Origin of the sequence: Marinomonas ostreistagni (assembly GCF_016888445.1) — a bacterium.
GTDB classification, from domain to species: Bacteria; Pseudomonadota; Gammaproteobacteria; order Pseudomonadales; family Marinomonadaceae; genus Marinomonas; species Marinomonas ostreistagni.
Map to the genome: position 1 here is coordinate 473,725 of NZ_JAFEKF010000001.1, position 16,915 is coordinate 490,639.

At 45.4% G+C, this 16,915-nt stretch carries 16 protein-coding genes and 1 pseudogene; 12 read left to right on the top strand and 5 right to left on the bottom strand.

Annotated elements, in window-relative coordinates; translation table 11 throughout:
* The first annotated feature begins 1 nt into the window (after position 1).
* The 4 genes from JQX58_RS02205 (at position 2) to JQX58_RS02220 (ending at position 4,410) form a co-directional block, all read left to right on the top strand.
* Positions 2-775: a thiazole synthase gene (locus tag JQX58_RS02205; RefSeq protein ID WP_204145182.1), complete on the top strand. Its 774-nt coding sequence runs from the start codon at positions 2-4 to the stop codon at positions 773-775.
* The gene (gene thiH / locus JQX58_RS02210) at positions 772-1,929 is read left to right on the top strand and encodes a 2-iminoacetate synthase ThiH (protein ID WP_204145183.1); all 1,158 of its coding nucleotides are present in this window, start codon (positions 772-774) and stop codon (positions 1,927-1,929) included. Before JQX58_RS02205 ends, thiH begins: the two co-directional genes overlap by 4 nt.
* Before the next feature lie 544 nt (positions 1,930-2,473).
* On the top strand, positions 2,474-2,788 hold the full coding sequence (locus tag JQX58_RS02215) for a type II toxin-antitoxin system MqsA family antitoxin (RefSeq protein WP_204145184.1): 315 nt from the start codon (positions 2,474-2,476) through the stop codon (positions 2,786-2,788).
* 581 nt (positions 2,789-3,369) lie between these two features.
* Complete coding sequence (locus JQX58_RS02220; protein WP_204145185.1) at positions 3,370-4,410, top strand: potassium channel family protein; 1,041 nt, start codon at positions 3,370-3,372, stop codon at positions 4,408-4,410.
* A gap of 669 nt (positions 4,411-5,079) precedes the next feature.
* Here JQX58_RS02220 and JQX58_RS15570 read toward each other — a convergent pair.
* Positions 5,080-6,044 (bottom strand): annotated as a pseudogene (locus tag JQX58_RS15570) (transposase).
* A gap of 148 nt (positions 6,045-6,192) precedes the next feature.
* On the opposite strand from JQX58_RS15570, the gene JQX58_RS02230 reads away from it, so the two are divergent.
* The 5 genes from JQX58_RS02230 to JQX58_RS02250 all read left to right on the top strand — a co-directional run bounded on the left by JQX58_RS02230 (position 6,193) and on the right by JQX58_RS02250 (position 10,548).
* Complete coding sequence (locus tag JQX58_RS02230; protein ID WP_338040645.1) at positions 6,193-6,921, top strand: HNH endonuclease; 729 nt, start codon at positions 6,193-6,195, stop codon at positions 6,919-6,921.
* A 218-nt stretch (positions 6,922-7,139) separates the two neighbouring features.
* Positions 7,140-7,769, top strand: a complete 630-nt coding sequence (locus JQX58_RS02235; RefSeq protein WP_204145186.1) for a LysE family translocator — start codon at positions 7,140-7,142, stop codon at positions 7,767-7,769.
* 352 nt (positions 7,770-8,121) lie between these two features.
* Positions 8,122-8,685: a hypothetical protein gene (locus JQX58_RS02240; protein ID WP_204145187.1), complete on the top strand. Its 564-nt coding sequence runs from the start codon at positions 8,122-8,124 to the stop codon at positions 8,683-8,685.
* 309 nt (positions 8,686-8,994) lie between these two features.
* Positions 8,995-9,945 (top strand): serine hydrolase domain-containing protein, encoded by a 951-nt coding sequence (locus tag JQX58_RS02245; RefSeq protein ID WP_338040647.1) that lies wholly within the window; start codon positions 8,995-8,997, stop codon positions 9,943-9,945.
* 375 nt (positions 9,946-10,320) lie between these two features.
* A complete protein-coding gene (locus JQX58_RS02250) occupies positions 10,321-10,548 on the top strand; it encodes an EexN family lipoprotein (protein WP_204145189.1) in 228 nt (75 codons plus the stop codon).
* 75 nt (positions 10,549-10,623) lie between these two features.
* On the opposite strand, the gene JQX58_RS02255 is transcribed toward JQX58_RS02250, so the two are convergent.
* Complete coding sequence (locus JQX58_RS02255) at positions 10,624-11,499, bottom strand: MYG1 family protein (RefSeq protein WP_204145190.1); 876 nt, start codon at positions 11,497-11,499, stop codon at positions 10,624-10,626.
* Positions 11,500-11,723: 224 nt separating this feature from the next.
* On the opposite strand from JQX58_RS02255, the gene JQX58_RS02260 reads away from it, so the two are divergent.
* Complete coding sequence (locus JQX58_RS02260) at positions 11,724-11,870, top strand: hypothetical protein (protein WP_204145191.1); 147 nt, start codon at positions 11,724-11,726, stop codon at positions 11,868-11,870.
* Positions 11,871-11,975: 105 nt separating this feature from the next.
* Positions 11,976-12,581, top strand: a complete 606-nt coding sequence (locus tag JQX58_RS02265; protein WP_204145192.1) for a hypothetical protein — start codon at positions 11,976-11,978, stop codon at positions 12,579-12,581.
* 77 nt (positions 12,582-12,658) lie between these two features.
* Here JQX58_RS02265 and JQX58_RS02270 read toward each other — a convergent pair whose 3' ends face one another.
* A complete protein-coding gene (locus tag JQX58_RS02270) occupies positions 12,659-13,129 on the bottom strand; it encodes a hypothetical protein (RefSeq protein ID WP_204145193.1) in 471 nt (156 codons plus the stop codon).
* A 261-nt stretch (positions 13,130-13,390) separates the two neighbouring features.
* Here JQX58_RS02270 and JQX58_RS02275 point away from each other — a divergent pair, with 261 nt between their 5' ends.
* Entirely contained in the window at positions 13,391-14,602 is a 1,212-nt protein-coding gene (locus JQX58_RS02275) for a hypothetical protein (RefSeq protein ID WP_204145194.1), read from the top strand.
* A gap of 85 nt (positions 14,603-14,687) precedes the next feature.
* Here the strand turns inward: JQX58_RS02275 and JQX58_RS02280 are convergent, their stop codons facing one another.
* Positions 14,688-15,944: a cation:proton antiporter gene (locus JQX58_RS02280; protein ID WP_204145195.1), complete on the bottom strand. Its 1,257-nt coding sequence runs from the start codon at positions 15,942-15,944 to the stop codon at positions 14,688-14,690.
* 198 nt (positions 15,945-16,142) lie between these two features.
* Positions 16,143-16,826, bottom strand: a complete 684-nt coding sequence (locus JQX58_RS02285; protein ID WP_204145196.1) for a response regulator transcription factor — start codon at positions 16,824-16,826, stop codon at positions 16,143-16,145.
* Positions 16,827-16,915: the final 89 nt, after the last annotated feature.

The following is a 16,915-nucleotide window of genomic DNA, read 5'->3' on the forward strand; positions in this document are numbered from 1 at the left end:
TATGTCACTCACCATTGCAGGTCATACCTTTACCTCGCGCTTGTTCACCGGAACGGGCAAATACGCCAACCAAGAGCAAATGATCGCCTCGATCCTTGCCAGTGGCAGTGAAATGACCACCTTGTCCTTACGACGAATGGATCTAAAAGCGGGCTCTGACAATATTCTAAAGCCATTGCAAAAACTGGGCGTCAAACTGCTGCCCAACACCTCAGGCGCACGGGATGCCAAAGAAGCCGTGTACGCCGCGCAGCTAGCTCAAGAAGCGCTAGACACCAACTGGGTCAAAGTGGAAATCCACCCAGATCCGCGCTATCTGATGCCAGACCCGATCGAGACATTAAAAGCCGTCGAAGAACTGGTACGCTTAGGCTTTGTGGTGATGCCCTACATTCACGCCGACCCTGTGCTGTGCAAGCGCTTAGAAGAAGTCGGCGCACAATGTGTGATGCCGCTTGGCGCACCGATTGGCTCCAATCAAGGGTTGGCCTCTAAACCCTTCCTCGACATTATCATCGAGCAAAGCAATGTGCCGGTGATCGTCGATGCCGGAATCGGCGCACCTTCTCATGCGGCGGCGGCCCTAGAAGCAGGCGCGGATGCGGTATTGGTGAACACCGCCATGGCCGTGGCCAGCCAACCAGAAACCATGGGCAAAGCCTTTAGACTGGCAGTGGAAGCAGGGCGCATGGCCTACGAATCAGGCACCGGCCAAGTACAGCAAACCGCAGACGCTTCAAGCCCGTTTACCGAGTTCCTTAAGGAGCTATTATGAGCGGCAGCGTACGCGTCTTGCACCAAAGCCCTGCGGTCGCTGGGCAATTTAGCGCCGAGCTCGAAGCGCTCGACTGGCAAGCAACCACGGCTCAGCATCAACAAGCGACAGAAGCTGACGTGCGCCGCGCACTGGCCAAGCCCAAGCGTGATATCAACGACTTTGCTGCGCTGATTTCGCCTGCGGCCAAGCCTTTCTTAAATGAGATGCTGGCACAAAGCGAGCGCCTGACCCAGCAGCGCTTTGGTAACACCGTCAGCCTGTTTGCGCCGCTGTATTTATCGAATACCTGTGCCAACGAATGCACCTACTGCGGCTTCTCCATGAGCAACGCCATCAAGCGACTCACCTTGGATGAAGCCCAGATCGAGCGCGAGATCGCCGCCATCAAGCAAAAGGGCTTCGACCATATCTTGCTGGTCACCGGTGAGACCAAAAAAGTCTCCATGCCATACTTCGAGCGCATGCTGCCACTATTTAAACCCGCCTTCAGCCAGCTCTCAATGGAAGTGCAACCGCTAGAAACAGACGAATACGCGCAACTGAAAACCCTAGGGCTCGATGGCGTCTTGGTGTATCAAGAAACCTATCGCCGTAGTACTTACCTTGAGCATCACCTGCGTGGCAATAAATCGGACTTTAACCATCGACTCGACGCACCGGATCGCATTGGCCAAGCCAAGGTGCATAAAATCGGGCTAGGGGTATTGCTGGGTTTGGATGACTGGCGTACCGACTCCATCATGATGGCGCACCATCTAAGGCACCTACAAAAGCGCTACTGGCGCTCACGCTTTAGCGTCGCCTTCCCAAGGATTCGCCCCTGCGCCGGCGGCATCGAACCCAAATCCGTGATCTCCGACCTAGAACTTATCCAACTGATCGCCGCATGGCGACTTTTTGATGCAGATTTAGAAATGAGCCTCTCGACCCGTGAGTCACCAGAATTTCGTAACCACGCCGCGCGCATGGGCTTCACCACCATGAGCGCCGAATCGAAAACCCAACCGGGTGGCTATGCTGATGACGCCAAAGAAGCTCTTGAGCAATTTGAAATCAGCGACGAACGCAGCGTCAGCGAAATCGCCCACGCCATCCGCGCCCAAGGCCGCGAAGTCGTCTGGAAAGACTGGGACATCTCCCTAAACCTGTAACCGCAAAGCCGCCTTGTAGGAGGCGGCTGTGCCGGCGATCAAAGCGCCAGCTTTGTAAGACTCTCACCCCAACATATCCCCTGTACGAGGCGGCTGCGCCGGCGATCAAAGCGACAGCTTTGTAAGACTCTCACCCCAACATATCCCCTGTACGAGGCGGCTGCGCCGGCGATCAAAGCGCTAGCTTTGTAAGACTCCCACCCCAACGCATCCTCTGTACGAGGCGGCTGCGCCGGCGATCAAAGCGCCAGCTTTGTAAGACTCCCACCCCAACACATCCCTTGTACGAGGCGGCTGCGCCGGCGATGAAAGCGTCAGCTTTGTAAGATTCTCACTCCAAAATATCCCCTTGTACGAGGCGGCTGCGCCGGCGATCAAAGCGCTAGCTTTGTAAGAAAGCGATATGAGCCAGATTTGTTATCTATACGCTATTAGCGTATATTTAATCTATGAAAAACGTATTTGTTGAATCAACCATATTTGAAAAGTACCGACCGGACTATTTAACAGATGAAGAGTTTAGGTTTTTATGGAGGCTTGGCGCGTGAGCAACCGTAATGTATTTGAAGAGCTAAACTCAGCGTTAGGTGAAGCGAAAGCACACTCCGAGGGTAAGCTGACTCTCAAAACACATCATATTGATAACGTTTCAGAGCTGAATATCACCCCTAGTGAAATCGTCAGTATCCGAGAGCAATTCAACATGTCACGCGGAGTCTTCGCCCGCTTGCTTCATACCTCTGCGCGAACCCTAGAAAAATGGGAGCAAGGACGTAGCGTTCCAAATGGCCAAGCCGTCACTTTATTGAAACTCGTGAAACGCCATCCAGAAACACTTAATCATATTGCGGAGCTATAACTCGTTCAGAAGAGAGCAGCGGCTCAAAGGAAAAACCCACAGATTGACCTTTTGTAAGACCTCGCTGTGCGAGGGAAAAATTCGCAGCCTAAGCAATCTCCCTGGGCTGCAATGACCTACTGTACGAGGCGGCTGCGCCGGCGATCAAAGCGCCAGCTTTGTAAGACTCTCACTCCAACATATCCCCTGTACGAGGCGGCTGCGCCGGCGATCATAGCGCCAGCTTTGTAAGACTCTCACTCCAACATATCCCCTGTACGAGGCGGCTGCGCCGGCGATCAAAGCGATAGCTTTGTAAGAAAAAATCCGCATAAAATGCCCAAAGAACCACCCAACCAAGATGGGCACTTTTGGTGCGCTATGATACTATGTCAATAAAGCGTCAATGGGTTGAAGCTCTCTCACCAATAAGTGAAAAGTACCAGTCCACGAATCACAGAAGAATGATTGCAAAAATAGTTAGGTTTAATTTTTATAAGCTGATTTATTTTTTTCAAATCTTTAAATAACCAAAAGAAGGTTTTTTAAGTTAGTTGTTTAAATGCTAATAAATGTGTAATTTTTGATGAGATGTAGTAAAAATGGTTTTTAAAAGAAAAATAAAAAATATTGAACGACCCCATAATAAAAGTTATCTAACAACGAGTTTCGGGCGTTTTATCGATTCTATTTCCTATCTTCGGCTACTAGGCATAACATTTATTATTTGGTTGACTGTCAGTTTATATTTTTTTATTGCTACATACTATAATCAAGGTATGAACTTTGATCCGGTTTGTAGTATTGGTGCAACTGATGAATGTATTAGAAAAAGCTTGATGGAAGTTTTTTCTTCTGCACTATATTTCTCTGGTGTAACCCTGACTACGCTTGGCTACGGTGATATTTCACCTATTGGGTTTGGCCGAGTTGTAGCTGTTCTACTGTCAATGTCCGGGCTTACAATTATTGCTGTTTTAATCTCAAAAATTTCATCTGAGCGACAGTCTTCATTACTATTGCTTCTACATACTAGTGATGTTGAAAGAAGGATGTTTGATTTTGAAGTAAAAATTGATGCTTATATTTTAAAAATATCAAATAGCTTTGATGGAAATGAAATAGATGAAGATTTAATCTATAAGGAACTTAGGGGTTTAAGGTCACTTTTAGAAGCTATTATGAGTTATATTGCTTTTCATGTTAATCAATCTATGTTGCTTGAGATAGGGAGTGAGGCCGCCATTAAAAACCTGATGTTAAAAATGGGTGATGTCCATGAAACTATAGAAAGCTTGGAGCTAATAGCTTTGAACACGGAAAAGATCGAGACAGGCTGTTTAAGTGTTGCTAAAAGAATGAGAGATATTGAAACCTTTTTGGATGCTCAAAATAACGAAAAAAACACTAGGGTTAAAAATATAAATATCTCAATGCTTAAAGATAAATATATGAAGCTAAAGAACAAATACAACTCTTCATTTACCGAAGCCAAAATTATGAAGGTAGAAAATCTATTGCCGAAAACAAGTAGGGGAGAATGGCCAAAAGACCTGAATCGCACAATAGCGGATGAGCTAGGAGTATCTACAGCGATGGTTAAGAAGTGTATTGCTGAACTTAGAAAACGTGGTAAGTGCTAGTTAATAGCTAAAATCAAAATAGACTAAAAGCTCCATGAATGTTACAGCAGAACCCCATCTGAAATAGTGACTTTTCTCTTAATTCTTGCCAACTCCAAGCAATTGGCCTTTTTCACCTAAAACTAGGTTTTTTTGGCGTAAGTATATTAAAATGGTGGGTGTTTATAGTAGATTAGGTAAAAAGATATAAGAGAAAAGCACTTATTTATCAGGTTAAGTTCCACTGCAAAAAGTTGGATAAAGAGTTAGCATAGTTTCTGAAAAATGTGATCTTAAGCAGCATAGTTTACATGGAATTTGGTATTAAACTAGTTATTTTATAGGGCGTCTCACTATGAAAAATGAAATCTCCTATATTGACAACACAGCCGTCCAACAGTGGGTTATAGCCGCGGCTACGATGCAATATAATTCTTAATTGTTATACCCTTTCACTATTAGTCACTATCGGAGAAAAAATGATAGGATTTAACAAGACACCCATCATAAAAAGTGACTCGCTGCTCACTTCTATCTGAGCCGTAAGGGTAGGCCAGTTCAGCTTAGAACTGGCTTATCTACCTTCATTTAGGCTTTCAATTGCTACATTTTATTCAATTTAGTGAACGATAGATGTGATTAGTCCTGACCAGTTCAGATCATATGTATTGTGAGGTGGCTGTAGCGTGGCTAGGCGAAAAGCTGCTTCGTTTTGCTTATCTTCGGTCGCCGTTTATAGCCTACTTTTTGGTAGTAGTTAGATAAGATTAACTCTGTACCCACTGCGGCGTGGGTATGTTGCTCAAATTCTATGGCGATAGTAATCCAGTTTTCGGATGGGATATGAAGCCGCTGCAGAATAGGTGCAAAGGATAGGTCGATGCTGCCACGTTTATCTTGGCGAGCAATACGCCCAGTGAGATCAACTAGCTCTAAGTAATCTTCTAAACGAAAGGGCAGGCCGTTCGGCTGGTTCTCTCTTGGGTTGCCAACAAAAGGATAAAGAGTCTTCGGTTGCTGGTTATGTTTCGCAGCGTGAATGCGTTTTTTGATACTGGTGTGCTTGGATGTTTCAGGTGTTTGGTCAATCTTTGCCCTTACTGGATTCAAATCAACGTATGCCATGCATGCGATCAATGCGGCTTCATCGAGTAGAGCTTGGGATTTAAAGCGGCCTTCCCAGAATCTACCGGTACAATTATCTTCTAGGTTTGCTTGGCGAGCGATGTTTTCATTCAGTTCCCGCATAAACCAGCTAATGTCCATGAGTCGCTGGCCGTAGTAGCATCGAGCAATGGTCGCAGATAGTCTGGAACGGTGCCATTCATCATATATTGCTGTGTGATCAAGGTGCCTTTATGCAGAGTATGCCAACGGGTTAATACTTGCTCAGTCGACCAGTTTTTAGCCGACTCTTCGTCAACGAATAACACCACATGGGTATGATTACTCATTACCGCATAGGCACAAACTTTAATAGAGAAGAAGCGGCTTAGATACAGTAAGCGCATTTCGATCCAGCCACGTCGGTGTTCATAGCTTTGGCCTGTTGCGGCATCTTCACCACATAGGAAAGCGCGACGTACACAGCGTGAAACGCAGTGATAGTAGGGAGTATTAGATAAACTTATCTGCTGGCTTCGTGATTTTGGCATGCGATGAGTCCTCGATCCTTGAGAGATACAACGTAGATAAGGTTAGTAGTGGACTGGCTATTTGTACAAGTTTAATATGGGTGTCCTATTAAGTTGCGCACTATTAAGTTGCGACACCTTAAAAGGGCAATAGACGAAGGGAGGGCTCGTGGCAAAAATTATATCGAATCAGATCGAAGAGGCATACTCAAAGGGAAAAGCCGTTTTTGATGGTCATATGGCTTTGTCTGATGCCATAAATGATCTGGTTTTAAATGGATCAATGAACAAAAGTTCCGCTACAGATTACATTCGTAACTTTTTACAGATGATGAAGGGGTTGGAATATCAAAGAACTCTTAATCTACCAGCCACAGAATATTTTTTGGCATCAATATCGAAGGATTACGGGCCAAAATATTTAAGCCTAGCGCTTAGTTCTGTGAATAAGCATTTGAACTACTATGAAGGTATCGGTAAATCAAAACAAAAATCTATAAGAGATATTGTCGAGCACTATTGGGCTCAAGGTACTATTGATCAAGCGATTGAAGATCATCTATCGGAGTTCTCTGAAGAAGTTGATCGAGCTCTTAGCGATGGTGCAGAGAAACGTAAAGTAAGATTAAATGTAGCGAATAAACTCCCTAAAAGCGTAACTGTTCAAACTACAGTGTACCGAAGAAATCCTGACGTTGTAGCGGAGGTTCTGAGTCGTGCTGCGGGTTTCTACGAGCGCTGCGAAAAACCTGCACCGTTTCTACGAGCTAAGGATAATACCCCATACTTAGAAGTTCATCATAAAGTTCGGCTATCGAATGGCGGCGAAGACACAGTCGAGAATGCTATATGTCCAAATTGTCATAGAGAATTACACTTTGGTCAGGGATGCGTCTAACAAGTTGCCCATCATAAAAAAGGCTCCCAATTCACTCCTACCTGAACCATAAAGATAAGCGAGTCATACCTAGAGCTGGCTTATTTACATTCTTCGCATCCTAAAGGTCTAACATATACACCCCAATAGACCCACAAACGCCATCCCATTCCCCACCCGCAACAGCCTAAGATCGGTTACAATGTCTGTTTTATCAGCTCATACTACAAGGAGATAGAATGGACTTGCTGCACGGTTTGATCGTTATTACCTCGATCCATTTTTTGGCGGCTGCCTCGCCAGGCCCAGATTTTGTTTTGGTGACTCAGCAAACCCTCGCCAAGGGGCGTCGTATGGGGTTGCTGTGTAGCTTGGGGATCGCTTTGGGGTTGTCGGTTCACATCCTTTATTCTTCTTTTGGCTTGGCTGCTTTAATTGCCAATTCTGCAGTCGGGCTGTGGGTGATCAAGATTCTGGGTGGCTCATACCTGTTGTACCTTGGCTATAAAGGGCTCAGAGCGAAACCGCAGAGCGCCACAACCAGTGCTGCACCGATCATTGAGTCAAGCTCTTACCTTAAAACGATTGGGGCTGGCTTTTGGTGTAATGTGCTCAACCCTAAAGCACCGATTTATTTTGTGTCGTTGTTTACTGTCGTCTTGTCCCCTGATATGCCTTTGTACCAGCTAGCGATCTATGGCGCTTGGATCATGCTCATCCAGTTTATTTGGTTTGCCTTGGTCGTGGTGGTGCTATCGCGTCCGGCGATCAATGAAAAATTTCAGCGTATGGGTCACTGGGTCGATCGTGTTTTTGGTGGGGCCATGGTGTTGCTTGGTCTGAAGGTACTGACCACGAAGGTGTCGTAGCGAACTGTGCAGTATTTAACAAAGACACCTATCTTAAAAGTGCTCACACTTAACTGCGATAGCCACTCAACCTACTTAGGGAATGTTTAAGCGCTGTAAAATCCGTGTAAAAAGTATGTCGATGTCAGTGCCTTAATCTTGGCAAACGCTGGGTGTCACACAGTGTCAGTAGGCTGTCAGAGGTGCTTGGCTACTGGCTTTGTGAGGTTGGCTTAGGATGCGTTCTCGGTCCTTGAGTGATGGAGCGTCAAGAAGGCGAGCAGTGGACGGTCTATGAGTACAAGTTTAGTATTGGGGCTCGTTGAGAGCTCTGTAGCCGAGTTTTTACTGAATATATGGATAGGAATGTGACATGAAATATAAAGGTTTAGCGGTAGTTTTGTTCGGGATCTTATCGGGGTGTTCGACTACAGAAAAGCAATTGCCTGAAGAGACTGTGGTGAATCAAACTGTTCAGTATGAAGTTGGTAAAGCTGAGTCGGCCATTGGTAATGTGAAGATTACCTTAAAACCTGTAGATGGCTATGAGCAGGCTGTCACCGTTAATTTTGACAAAGCTCCCTATAAAAAAGCGTTCAATTTGTGTGAAAACACTCGCATTTATGACCTTAAAGATTCAGTCAGCCCATCTTCAGAGGGTATCAATAAAGCAGCTTTAGACACTAAGAAACTAAACTGTGATTCATGGGTGAAAGCCAAGGCGATCGGTAATGATAAGTTTTTTGTTTCCTACAAGATCAAAGTCCTAAAGGGCTATGAAGTCGAGGATGCGAAAGGACGTGATGTTTACCTTCCTGAGGTTCAAGAGTTTAAGCTGATTCCTACTGTCTTTACATCGGGTGATAGCATTGAAGTGGTCAATGAGTTCGCCGATGGCAAAGCAGTGAAATCTTCGTTGCTAGAGATCAATCTTTAAGCCGCTGCGTAACTAATATGTAAGAGTGATCATTTAACAGTGAATGCTATGCATAGCATTGTTTATTCCATCGCTTAGTTAACTGTTTATGATGGCATGGATAAAAAAGCCAGTTCTCTCCGGAACTGGCTTTTTTGTGTCATTAGGGCCTAGTCTTAGGGGCACTTTTTGGTTCACTACTTGTCATTGATTAGACTGTAATTCGCACCTTCAACGGATGATATACCTTTTATGCTTTCATTTTTATCAAGATTTCCTATTTTTCGAACGGTCGCTGTTTGCTCCATTTCTGCGCTAAGTGTCACGGCTGTGGCGCAGGCAAGTGACATTGATCTGAGCGCCATGGACAAAACTGCTCAAGGTTTTTCAAATATCAAAACCGTTCAAGTGGCGTATCAGGGCGATCTGGTTTGGTCTAAGGCGTATAACGGTGCCGATATCGATGCGGTAACCAACATTAAGTCGGCTTCAAAGTCTTTGATGTCGACGATCGTTGGTGTGGCGATCGATCGTGGTGTGCTTGAGGGTGTGGAGCAATCGGTTACGACCTTGTTGCCTGACCAACTTCCGCCAAATCCTGATCCTCGTTTGAATGAGATTACCATTGGTCTTTTGCTCTCGATGCAAGCTGGATTAGAGCGCACCTCTGGACGTAATTATGGCTCTTGGGTCACCAGTGATAATTGGGTGAAAGATGCGCTGTCGCGACCTTTTGTCGATGAGGTAGGTGGCGAGATGCAATATTCCACCGGCAATACACATGTGTTATCGGCGATCATAATGCAAGAGAGTGGGCGACATACGTACCAGCTTGCCAATGACTGGTTGCAAGGCTCTGGCGTGCGCATCCACAGTTGGGAGACTGATCCGCAAGGGATTCCAATGGGCGGTAATCAAGTGGGTATGACACCGGCGTCGTTATTGGCTTTTGGTGAATTGTATCGTCGCGGTGGTGTCACTCAAGATGGCCAACGTATTGTTTCAGAAAGCTGGATAGCTCAAAGTTGGACACCAAGAACCCAGTCACAATATCATCGCGGTCTGTATGGCTACGGCTGGTTTATTCAGTCTTTTGCAGACGTAAAAGGCTACTACGGTTGGGGTTATGGCGGTCAGATGATTTATGTCTTGCCCGAGCTAGAGCTCACTGTGGCTATTACCTCGCAGGAAGATTCGCCTTCTGGTCGCACTGGCTATCGTGACTCGCTGCATCGTATGTTGAGCCAAGATATTATTCCTGCGATTGAAGCGGCTCGATGAATGCACTAGAAAGCCAGCTTATATAAGCTGGCTTTTTTATTAGTTAAGAGGCGTATTCGATAAAAAATATGCTGTCGGCGAAATTAGCCTATGGGTAATTTTTGACTAAAAAATCAAAAATAAACGTTAGAGTCTGATGGTTTAAATTTAAAACTTAATAATAGTGACTAAAAAAAGTCATATTCATACATGTTTAAAGCTACCAGAAGATAACAAAGACATAATCAAAAATTATCTTAGAAAGCCACCGCTATAATATCGTCATAGCAGTAGACTATTCATTATCCTGAGTTTATTATGTTTGCGTTGTAAAAATGGCGTTTATACATCCTGCGCCGATCTTTTATAAACCACAGGATGTGGAGAAATCTAAAAATGAAAAAACTATTGTTAGCGGTTCCATTCACTATGTTACTTACGGCTTGTGGCCCAGCTTCTGTTGAGGATCTAATGGAAGATCCAGAGCAGCTTGTTGAAGTGCTAGAAGAGTGTGGCATGAAGATGGCTCAAGGCAAAGATACCGACACTGAAGAGTGTAATAATGCCCGTGAAGCCCAAAATCGAATGGCTGTTAATGTCCTAAGACAGTTTATGCAACAATAGTAATGGCCACTTAGTCAAAGTGGCTTTCAAACTAAAAGATCGATGCGTTGCGCATCGATCTTTCCTACCAAAGTGTTATTCGGCCAGCGCCATTTCGGCCATTTTCATAGTATTTTCAAACGATTCACAGCCTGCGATAAATAAGCCATTGTGACAGAACATGGCATCGTCTAGACCAGTGACTTGTTGCAGTTCTTGACCTGATAAACCGGCCCATGCCGCTGGAAGTTTTTTGCGATCTTCAAATGAGCCAAGTTCAACCGGTACGGTTTGAATACGCCATTCGCCGGTTTGTGATGGGTAGATCATAAAGAGGGCGTCTTGGGACAAATTCAGTACTGTGGTTTTCCATGGCGTGAATTGCTCAAGCACGATTACTCTTGGGTCAGCGGCGTTTTCGATGGCTTGCGCAACGATGGATTTGGCATTAACGCCGCCTTTTGCCGCAGCGATAAAGCGTGCCAGCACGCGTGAGGCGAAGGTGACAGCTTCTTCGAAGCAGGCATCAAAGTCGCCTTGCTCTTCCCAGGTTGGGTTAAACATAGAGATGGTTTGACTCAGGCTTACGCCCGTAAGTGGGCCGTCTACATGACCACAGTCGATGGCATCGATCACTGACACGAGGTTTTTATCGACCGCGTCGGTGACTTCTTGGTTGCCTCCACACAGCTCTAGGCCGTATTTTTGCCACATCAAACCAAACGAAGAATAAGGAATGCCATTATCGCGGGCGCCAGCGCCACCACGTTGGTGATGATCGAAGCGGCCTTGGTCGGCATCGTATACGCCGCCCACATCAAGCACGATGTCGGCTTGTTCTAACACGGCCATATCACGTGTGCGGATAAGCTTGGCAGATGGGTAAATGTGCTTAAGTGCTGCGACAGCAAATACGTCGTCGGCGTGAAAGTTTCCATTGTGTGTCGCGATCACTTGAATCTTATCGGTCATTTTACCATCTCTTTTGTCTGTCTAGGTCACTTCTCGGTACGAAGGAAGCAAAGGGCTGGATTTTACGGGGTTTTCGTCGGCGACGACACCGTTGATTTACGTGTCTGTCGTGATAACAAAATGTCCGTCGCCAGTGTTTATCTATAGTGCCTAGCGGTGCCTGTCTGCTAAGATGGAATGCGCGCTAGATTACTAAACACGCACAACATTATATGAGATAAACCATGACAAAATTTGATACCCGAGTGGAAGAGCTGATTGCGAAACATCCGCATCTTTCAAAAGATGAAGCCATCAAGATCGTGACAGAGAAAAATGAGCGTAAGAAACAAAAGCGCAACGCTCGATCTAACAATGGACAAAAAGGCTAACCTACCGTCTTTAGACGTGAGTAAGGTTTGAAAAACGCAGCCATTTTACTAAGTGGCTGCGTATTAAACGAAAGAGCATTAATTGATCACATAGAGGGAAAAGTGATGTTGGACTTAGCAGAGCCAGAATGGCATTTAGCAGAGCCTGAGCAAGACGAACTGTCATTATTGATTGCATTGCCTGAGGCGCAATCCAGTGCTCAATATCCTTGTGTAGCACACGAGCAGCTTGCCGACACCTTGGTAGCTGGTGATTTATACGATGCGGTATTGGTGGCGTCTGCCTTAACAGAACAAGATCGCGTTGCAGATCTGTGTGCTAAGCTTGGCACCGAGTTGATCATCTTTGAACATCCCACAGGCGATCAGCAAGTCCTTCAAGATGCACTGCTTAATATCACTGATAAACTCTTCTCAGACGAAATGCCTTCCAACCTTGGCCTACAAGATATCCGTAATCTCAAGCTAAACGCCGACTGCATTTTTGCCTTCACTAGCCACTTAGCAGCGCTGGATTTTATGGCTACGCAAACCATTGGCGAGCTGGCCGATGTTGTTTATCTTGCCCACGGCCATAGCCGCTTGAATGACTTAAAAGCCGGCAGCGATGCCCTAGAAGCGCAACTGCCTGAAAACAGCTTTATTTGCGCCAGTTTGTTAAGCTCCGGCCGTTCAGAGTGTACGATTTTGCTAGGGGTTAGGAAGGATTAGTTATTGATTAGGGTGTGTATTGCTATGAGTAAGCGTCACGAAAGTCACGCCTACTCATGCATAAGTAAATTAAGATGTTATTTATCCGCCATAATTTTCGTTAGTACCTGTTCAGCGCCGATACGGTTAAACAGTGTAAAACTAGTCGTTATGTCATGCGTATCTTTGATGTCTAAGTATTCTGAATCAGGCAAGTAATCACGCTCAACCGTTCGAGTTGAAACAGCTTTAATATCTTTCGCCATAATCTCGTACATCATGGAATATTCATAAGTAGCACTATTCCAAGTCATGTAGTACGCGCCTTTGTTGGTAATAAAAAAAGTCCCCGCGCGGAATAAGGGTGACTCACGTTCGCCATTTCTATAAAGGTGTGAAAAGGCTGATTTAAACAGGATTTCTCCTTGCCAATCTTTTGCCATGTCCAAGGCAACTGGCTCAAAAACCGACGTGTCGTGAGGTCCGCTAGGGAGTTGCATTGGGCCTGGGGCACTACAGGCTGTAAGAAACATTGATAACCCTACGGCAACGATCAGCTTGGAAGACATCCAAAATCCTTATTGATAGTATTTTAAATGAGTATTGTTATTGTTTGAGTGCGTCTTTTCAACTATTAAAGCTGATTTCATAGGTTTTTGTGTCGCTTCTTACTTACTAAGTTTACTTTATGTACAAGTATGTAACGGTTAGTCGATAATTGTTCATTAAATGTGCCTTGAATTTACTTTTTCTATCTAATATAAATGAATCCTGACTATTTCTTTGCGAAATCGACAATCTTCTAGATTACAAACTATTACAGGATGTTTATGCGAATCTTTAATTCTACTCCACTTAAAGCTAGTTCATTGCTACTTTCTGCGTTGCTACTGCAAGGCTGTCTACCTGGTAATGTTCAGAAGTCTCCACAGCAGATTGAACAGCAAAACGAACTTCGTGCCATGTTGATTGAGCGTATGAATCAAAGAATGAATACTGCTCCAGCTGCACCTGAAGTGAATAAAGATTTTCAAACTGATCAGCTGACAAAGCGAAAAGCACCTTATGAAGGCGTGGTGATTGTTACTGAGCAGAGTGACGGGTTTAAATTAAATGGTCATCGTGTAGTTGATCCTGAAGGGCAGGTATTTGGCTACGGAGTCAACTCTACTACCGGTGAATTTATCTATCTTGTCAAAACGGGCTCACAACATTTTTCGCTTAAGTATGGTGTGTTGGGCGACAGTGATCGTGTGACGGTAGCAAAGGGTGTTTATCAGCGAGGAAGTATTTCTATTTCAACTTATGATGGTCAGAATTTATCAGGAAATAACTTAATTCCTACAGCGGACGGTTTTATTATTGATCGTGGTGATGTCGTATTTAAATACAACATTTTTGATGGTCAAGTCGCTAATTTAAGCATTCCTGAGGGCTTTATGATTGCCCCTCTACAGAAAGGCGATATTGCCTCAACTGGCCTTGTGTTACTGGAAAAAGTTCAAGTAGAACCGAGTAATGCGGCAGCTGGTGCGGTCGATGCAATCAAAGGAATCTTCTCAATAGCAAAAGAGGTTGTTGGTGGGGATTCAGAAGCATTTGACTACACTTTGTTTAATACTCGTACAGGCGAGACAACACGTCTTAACATTAGTGCTAGCGGCAAAAAAGTTGGTGATTACTCTGGCTGCCAGTCGGTTAATTTTGCGGTTAATAAGTGCAGTCAGGTTAACTTCCGCGAGTCTCTGTATGACAAATACGGTAGGCCAAATACTAGCCACTATTATTGGTTGGTCGACTGGTTTACATTGCATGATGGTGGTGTAGTTGCTGTTGCGCGGGAGAATTCTCTGTCAGAGCTCAATGTCTATGACTTAAAAAGTAAGCAAAAATTTACTGCATTCGAGCGTGGGTTAGGCATTAGCAGTCACCGTGTGACACGGCATCAAGATGGTCACTACAGCGTAGAAGCAAGTCTAGGTTTTTCTACTAAAGAGCTGGAAGATTTAGACGCTTATCTTGCCCAAAAGTCTTCCCAATAAGATAGCATTTTGAATATAAAATAGACTCATTTTTAAGTCCCGAGTTGATAAAAGATCGACTTGGGACTTTCATTTTCAAGCGCACTTATCTTACCGCGATACTTTTAGCCACTTTGCCGATGCTGAGTCCTTGCACCAAGATCGAGAAGATCACCACGGCGTAGGTCAGTGCGAGTAACATATCGCGCTCTTCGCTGGCGGGGAGTTGCAGTACAAGGGCGACGGAGATGCCGCCCCGTAGTCCGCCCCAGGTTAATACCTTCCACGCGCCGCTTGGCAGCTTGAGCTGGCTTCTAAAGGCGGTGGTGGTTAGGCCGACGACGATAAGTCGTGCCGCAAGTGCGATCAGTATAGTAAGCCCTGCAGCGAGCATAAGATTGCCAGAATAGCTGATCATGACGACTTCCAGGCCGATTAAGACAAACAGCGCGGCGTTGAGGATTTCATCTATCAATTCCCAAAATAAATCCACGTAGTGGCGGGTTTGGTCACTCATGGCCCAGCTGCGTCCGTGATTGCCAACCATTAAGCCCACCATCACCATCGCAAGCGGACCCGACAAATGCCAGTGGCTGGCGAGTGTGTAGCCACCGATAACGCCCGCAAGTGTGAGTAAAACTTCTTCTTGGTAGCTGTCGATGCCTTTTAGTAATAGGTTCAGTATCGCCCCTAAAACAAGTCCGAAGACGATGCCGCCGCCAGCTTCTACACTTAGTGTGTGCAGTACTGATTCTGCGGTGGGGATATCACCACTGGTTAAGATGCCTAGTAGCAGCACAAATACCACGACGCCGATGCCGTCGTTAAAAAGTGATTCGCCTGCGATCACGGTTTCGATACTCTTGGGTGCGCCAGCTGATTGTAAGATACCCATTACGGCAATCGGATCGGTTGGAGAAATCAGCGCGCCAAATAATAAACACCAGATAAACGGTAGCTCAAAACCGATCACTGGCACTAAGTAATAAAGTGCGGTAGCGATGAGTACAGTGGAGATCAGGGTGCCGACAATGGCCAGCAGGCCGATAGGCAGTTTGTAGCGTCTAAGGTCGTTGACGTTGACATGTAAGGCGCCAGCAAACAGCAGCATCGAGAGCATGCCATCGAGCAATACTTCAGTGAAATCCAGTTGATCGAGCAAGCTGACTTCATAGTTGATCAGTTGATCGAAGCCTAAAAAGCCCATGAAAATGGCGCCGATCGATACGACAATGGAGATAACCATTACACCGATAGTCGTGGGTAAACCAATAAACCGATGGTTTACGTACGCCAACAAGGCGGTGATGGAGAGAAAGATGGCGCTGACTTCCAGCACGCTAAGGCTAGACGCTGATTCCATGTCGATAAGCTCTTTTGAATAATTGATTCTCTTGAGTATGCCCCAGATTGCCGAACGGTAGAGCGGCTGAGTTTTAATGTCGCGAAATTTGCTGAATTGGAGAGCGGTGATGCCGAGTTTTTGGGAAGGCTGTGCCGCTCACTCAATCCCTGAGTGGCGCAGCGTTGTATGGATGTGCAAGGTGTGCTGTGGGGCGGTTTAGCTAAATTCGAGGTCTGATATATAGGCGGCTTTACGGATGGCTTCCTTACGATTCGCCACGTTAAGCTTTTTGTAGATCTTGTAGATATGGGTTTTGACAGTGCTCTCTGAAATGTAGAGGTCTTCTGAGATTTCTAGGTTAGAAGCACCTTCGATCAGTTTTTTAAACACCTGTTGCTCGCGCTTAGTCAGCTCATTCTGCGTCTCTTGAATCTTGAGTGCATAAGGGCGCGCTTCGGAGAGCATTTGTGCCATGATTTTACGCGGTAGCCAAAAATCACCGTCGACGACGGCTTTGAGGCAGCGAGTTAGGTGTTCGATGGGCGCGTCGTGATAAATGATGCCTTTTAGCGTGATGAAGGGATACTGCTGAATATCTTGGATCGCTTGTTCATCTTTATCACGGGGCACGTCGTAGACGATCCATTTATTAGATAACACCTTTGCTAAGGCCGTACTAATGTCGGCCGTGTTGACCAATATTGGGTAGCTGATCAGCACGATGTCAGGTGTTTGGGCTGTGTGAGCCTTTTCGATTTCCTGCGGGCAATGCCGTGCAAAACAAAATACCGAGTGCTTTTCGATTTCTCGTTGGAAAAATTGATTATTGATACAGTTGCTGCCGATTAGAAGTATGTTGTTGGTGTCGGAGTTGCAACTTGTTTTCGATTGACTACTCATGACGCTCTCCACCGTTGATGCCATTCACTTATTATCATCCACCATTGTTATCGTTTTATGTTATCTCAGTTGGGTGAATGAGTTTCCGA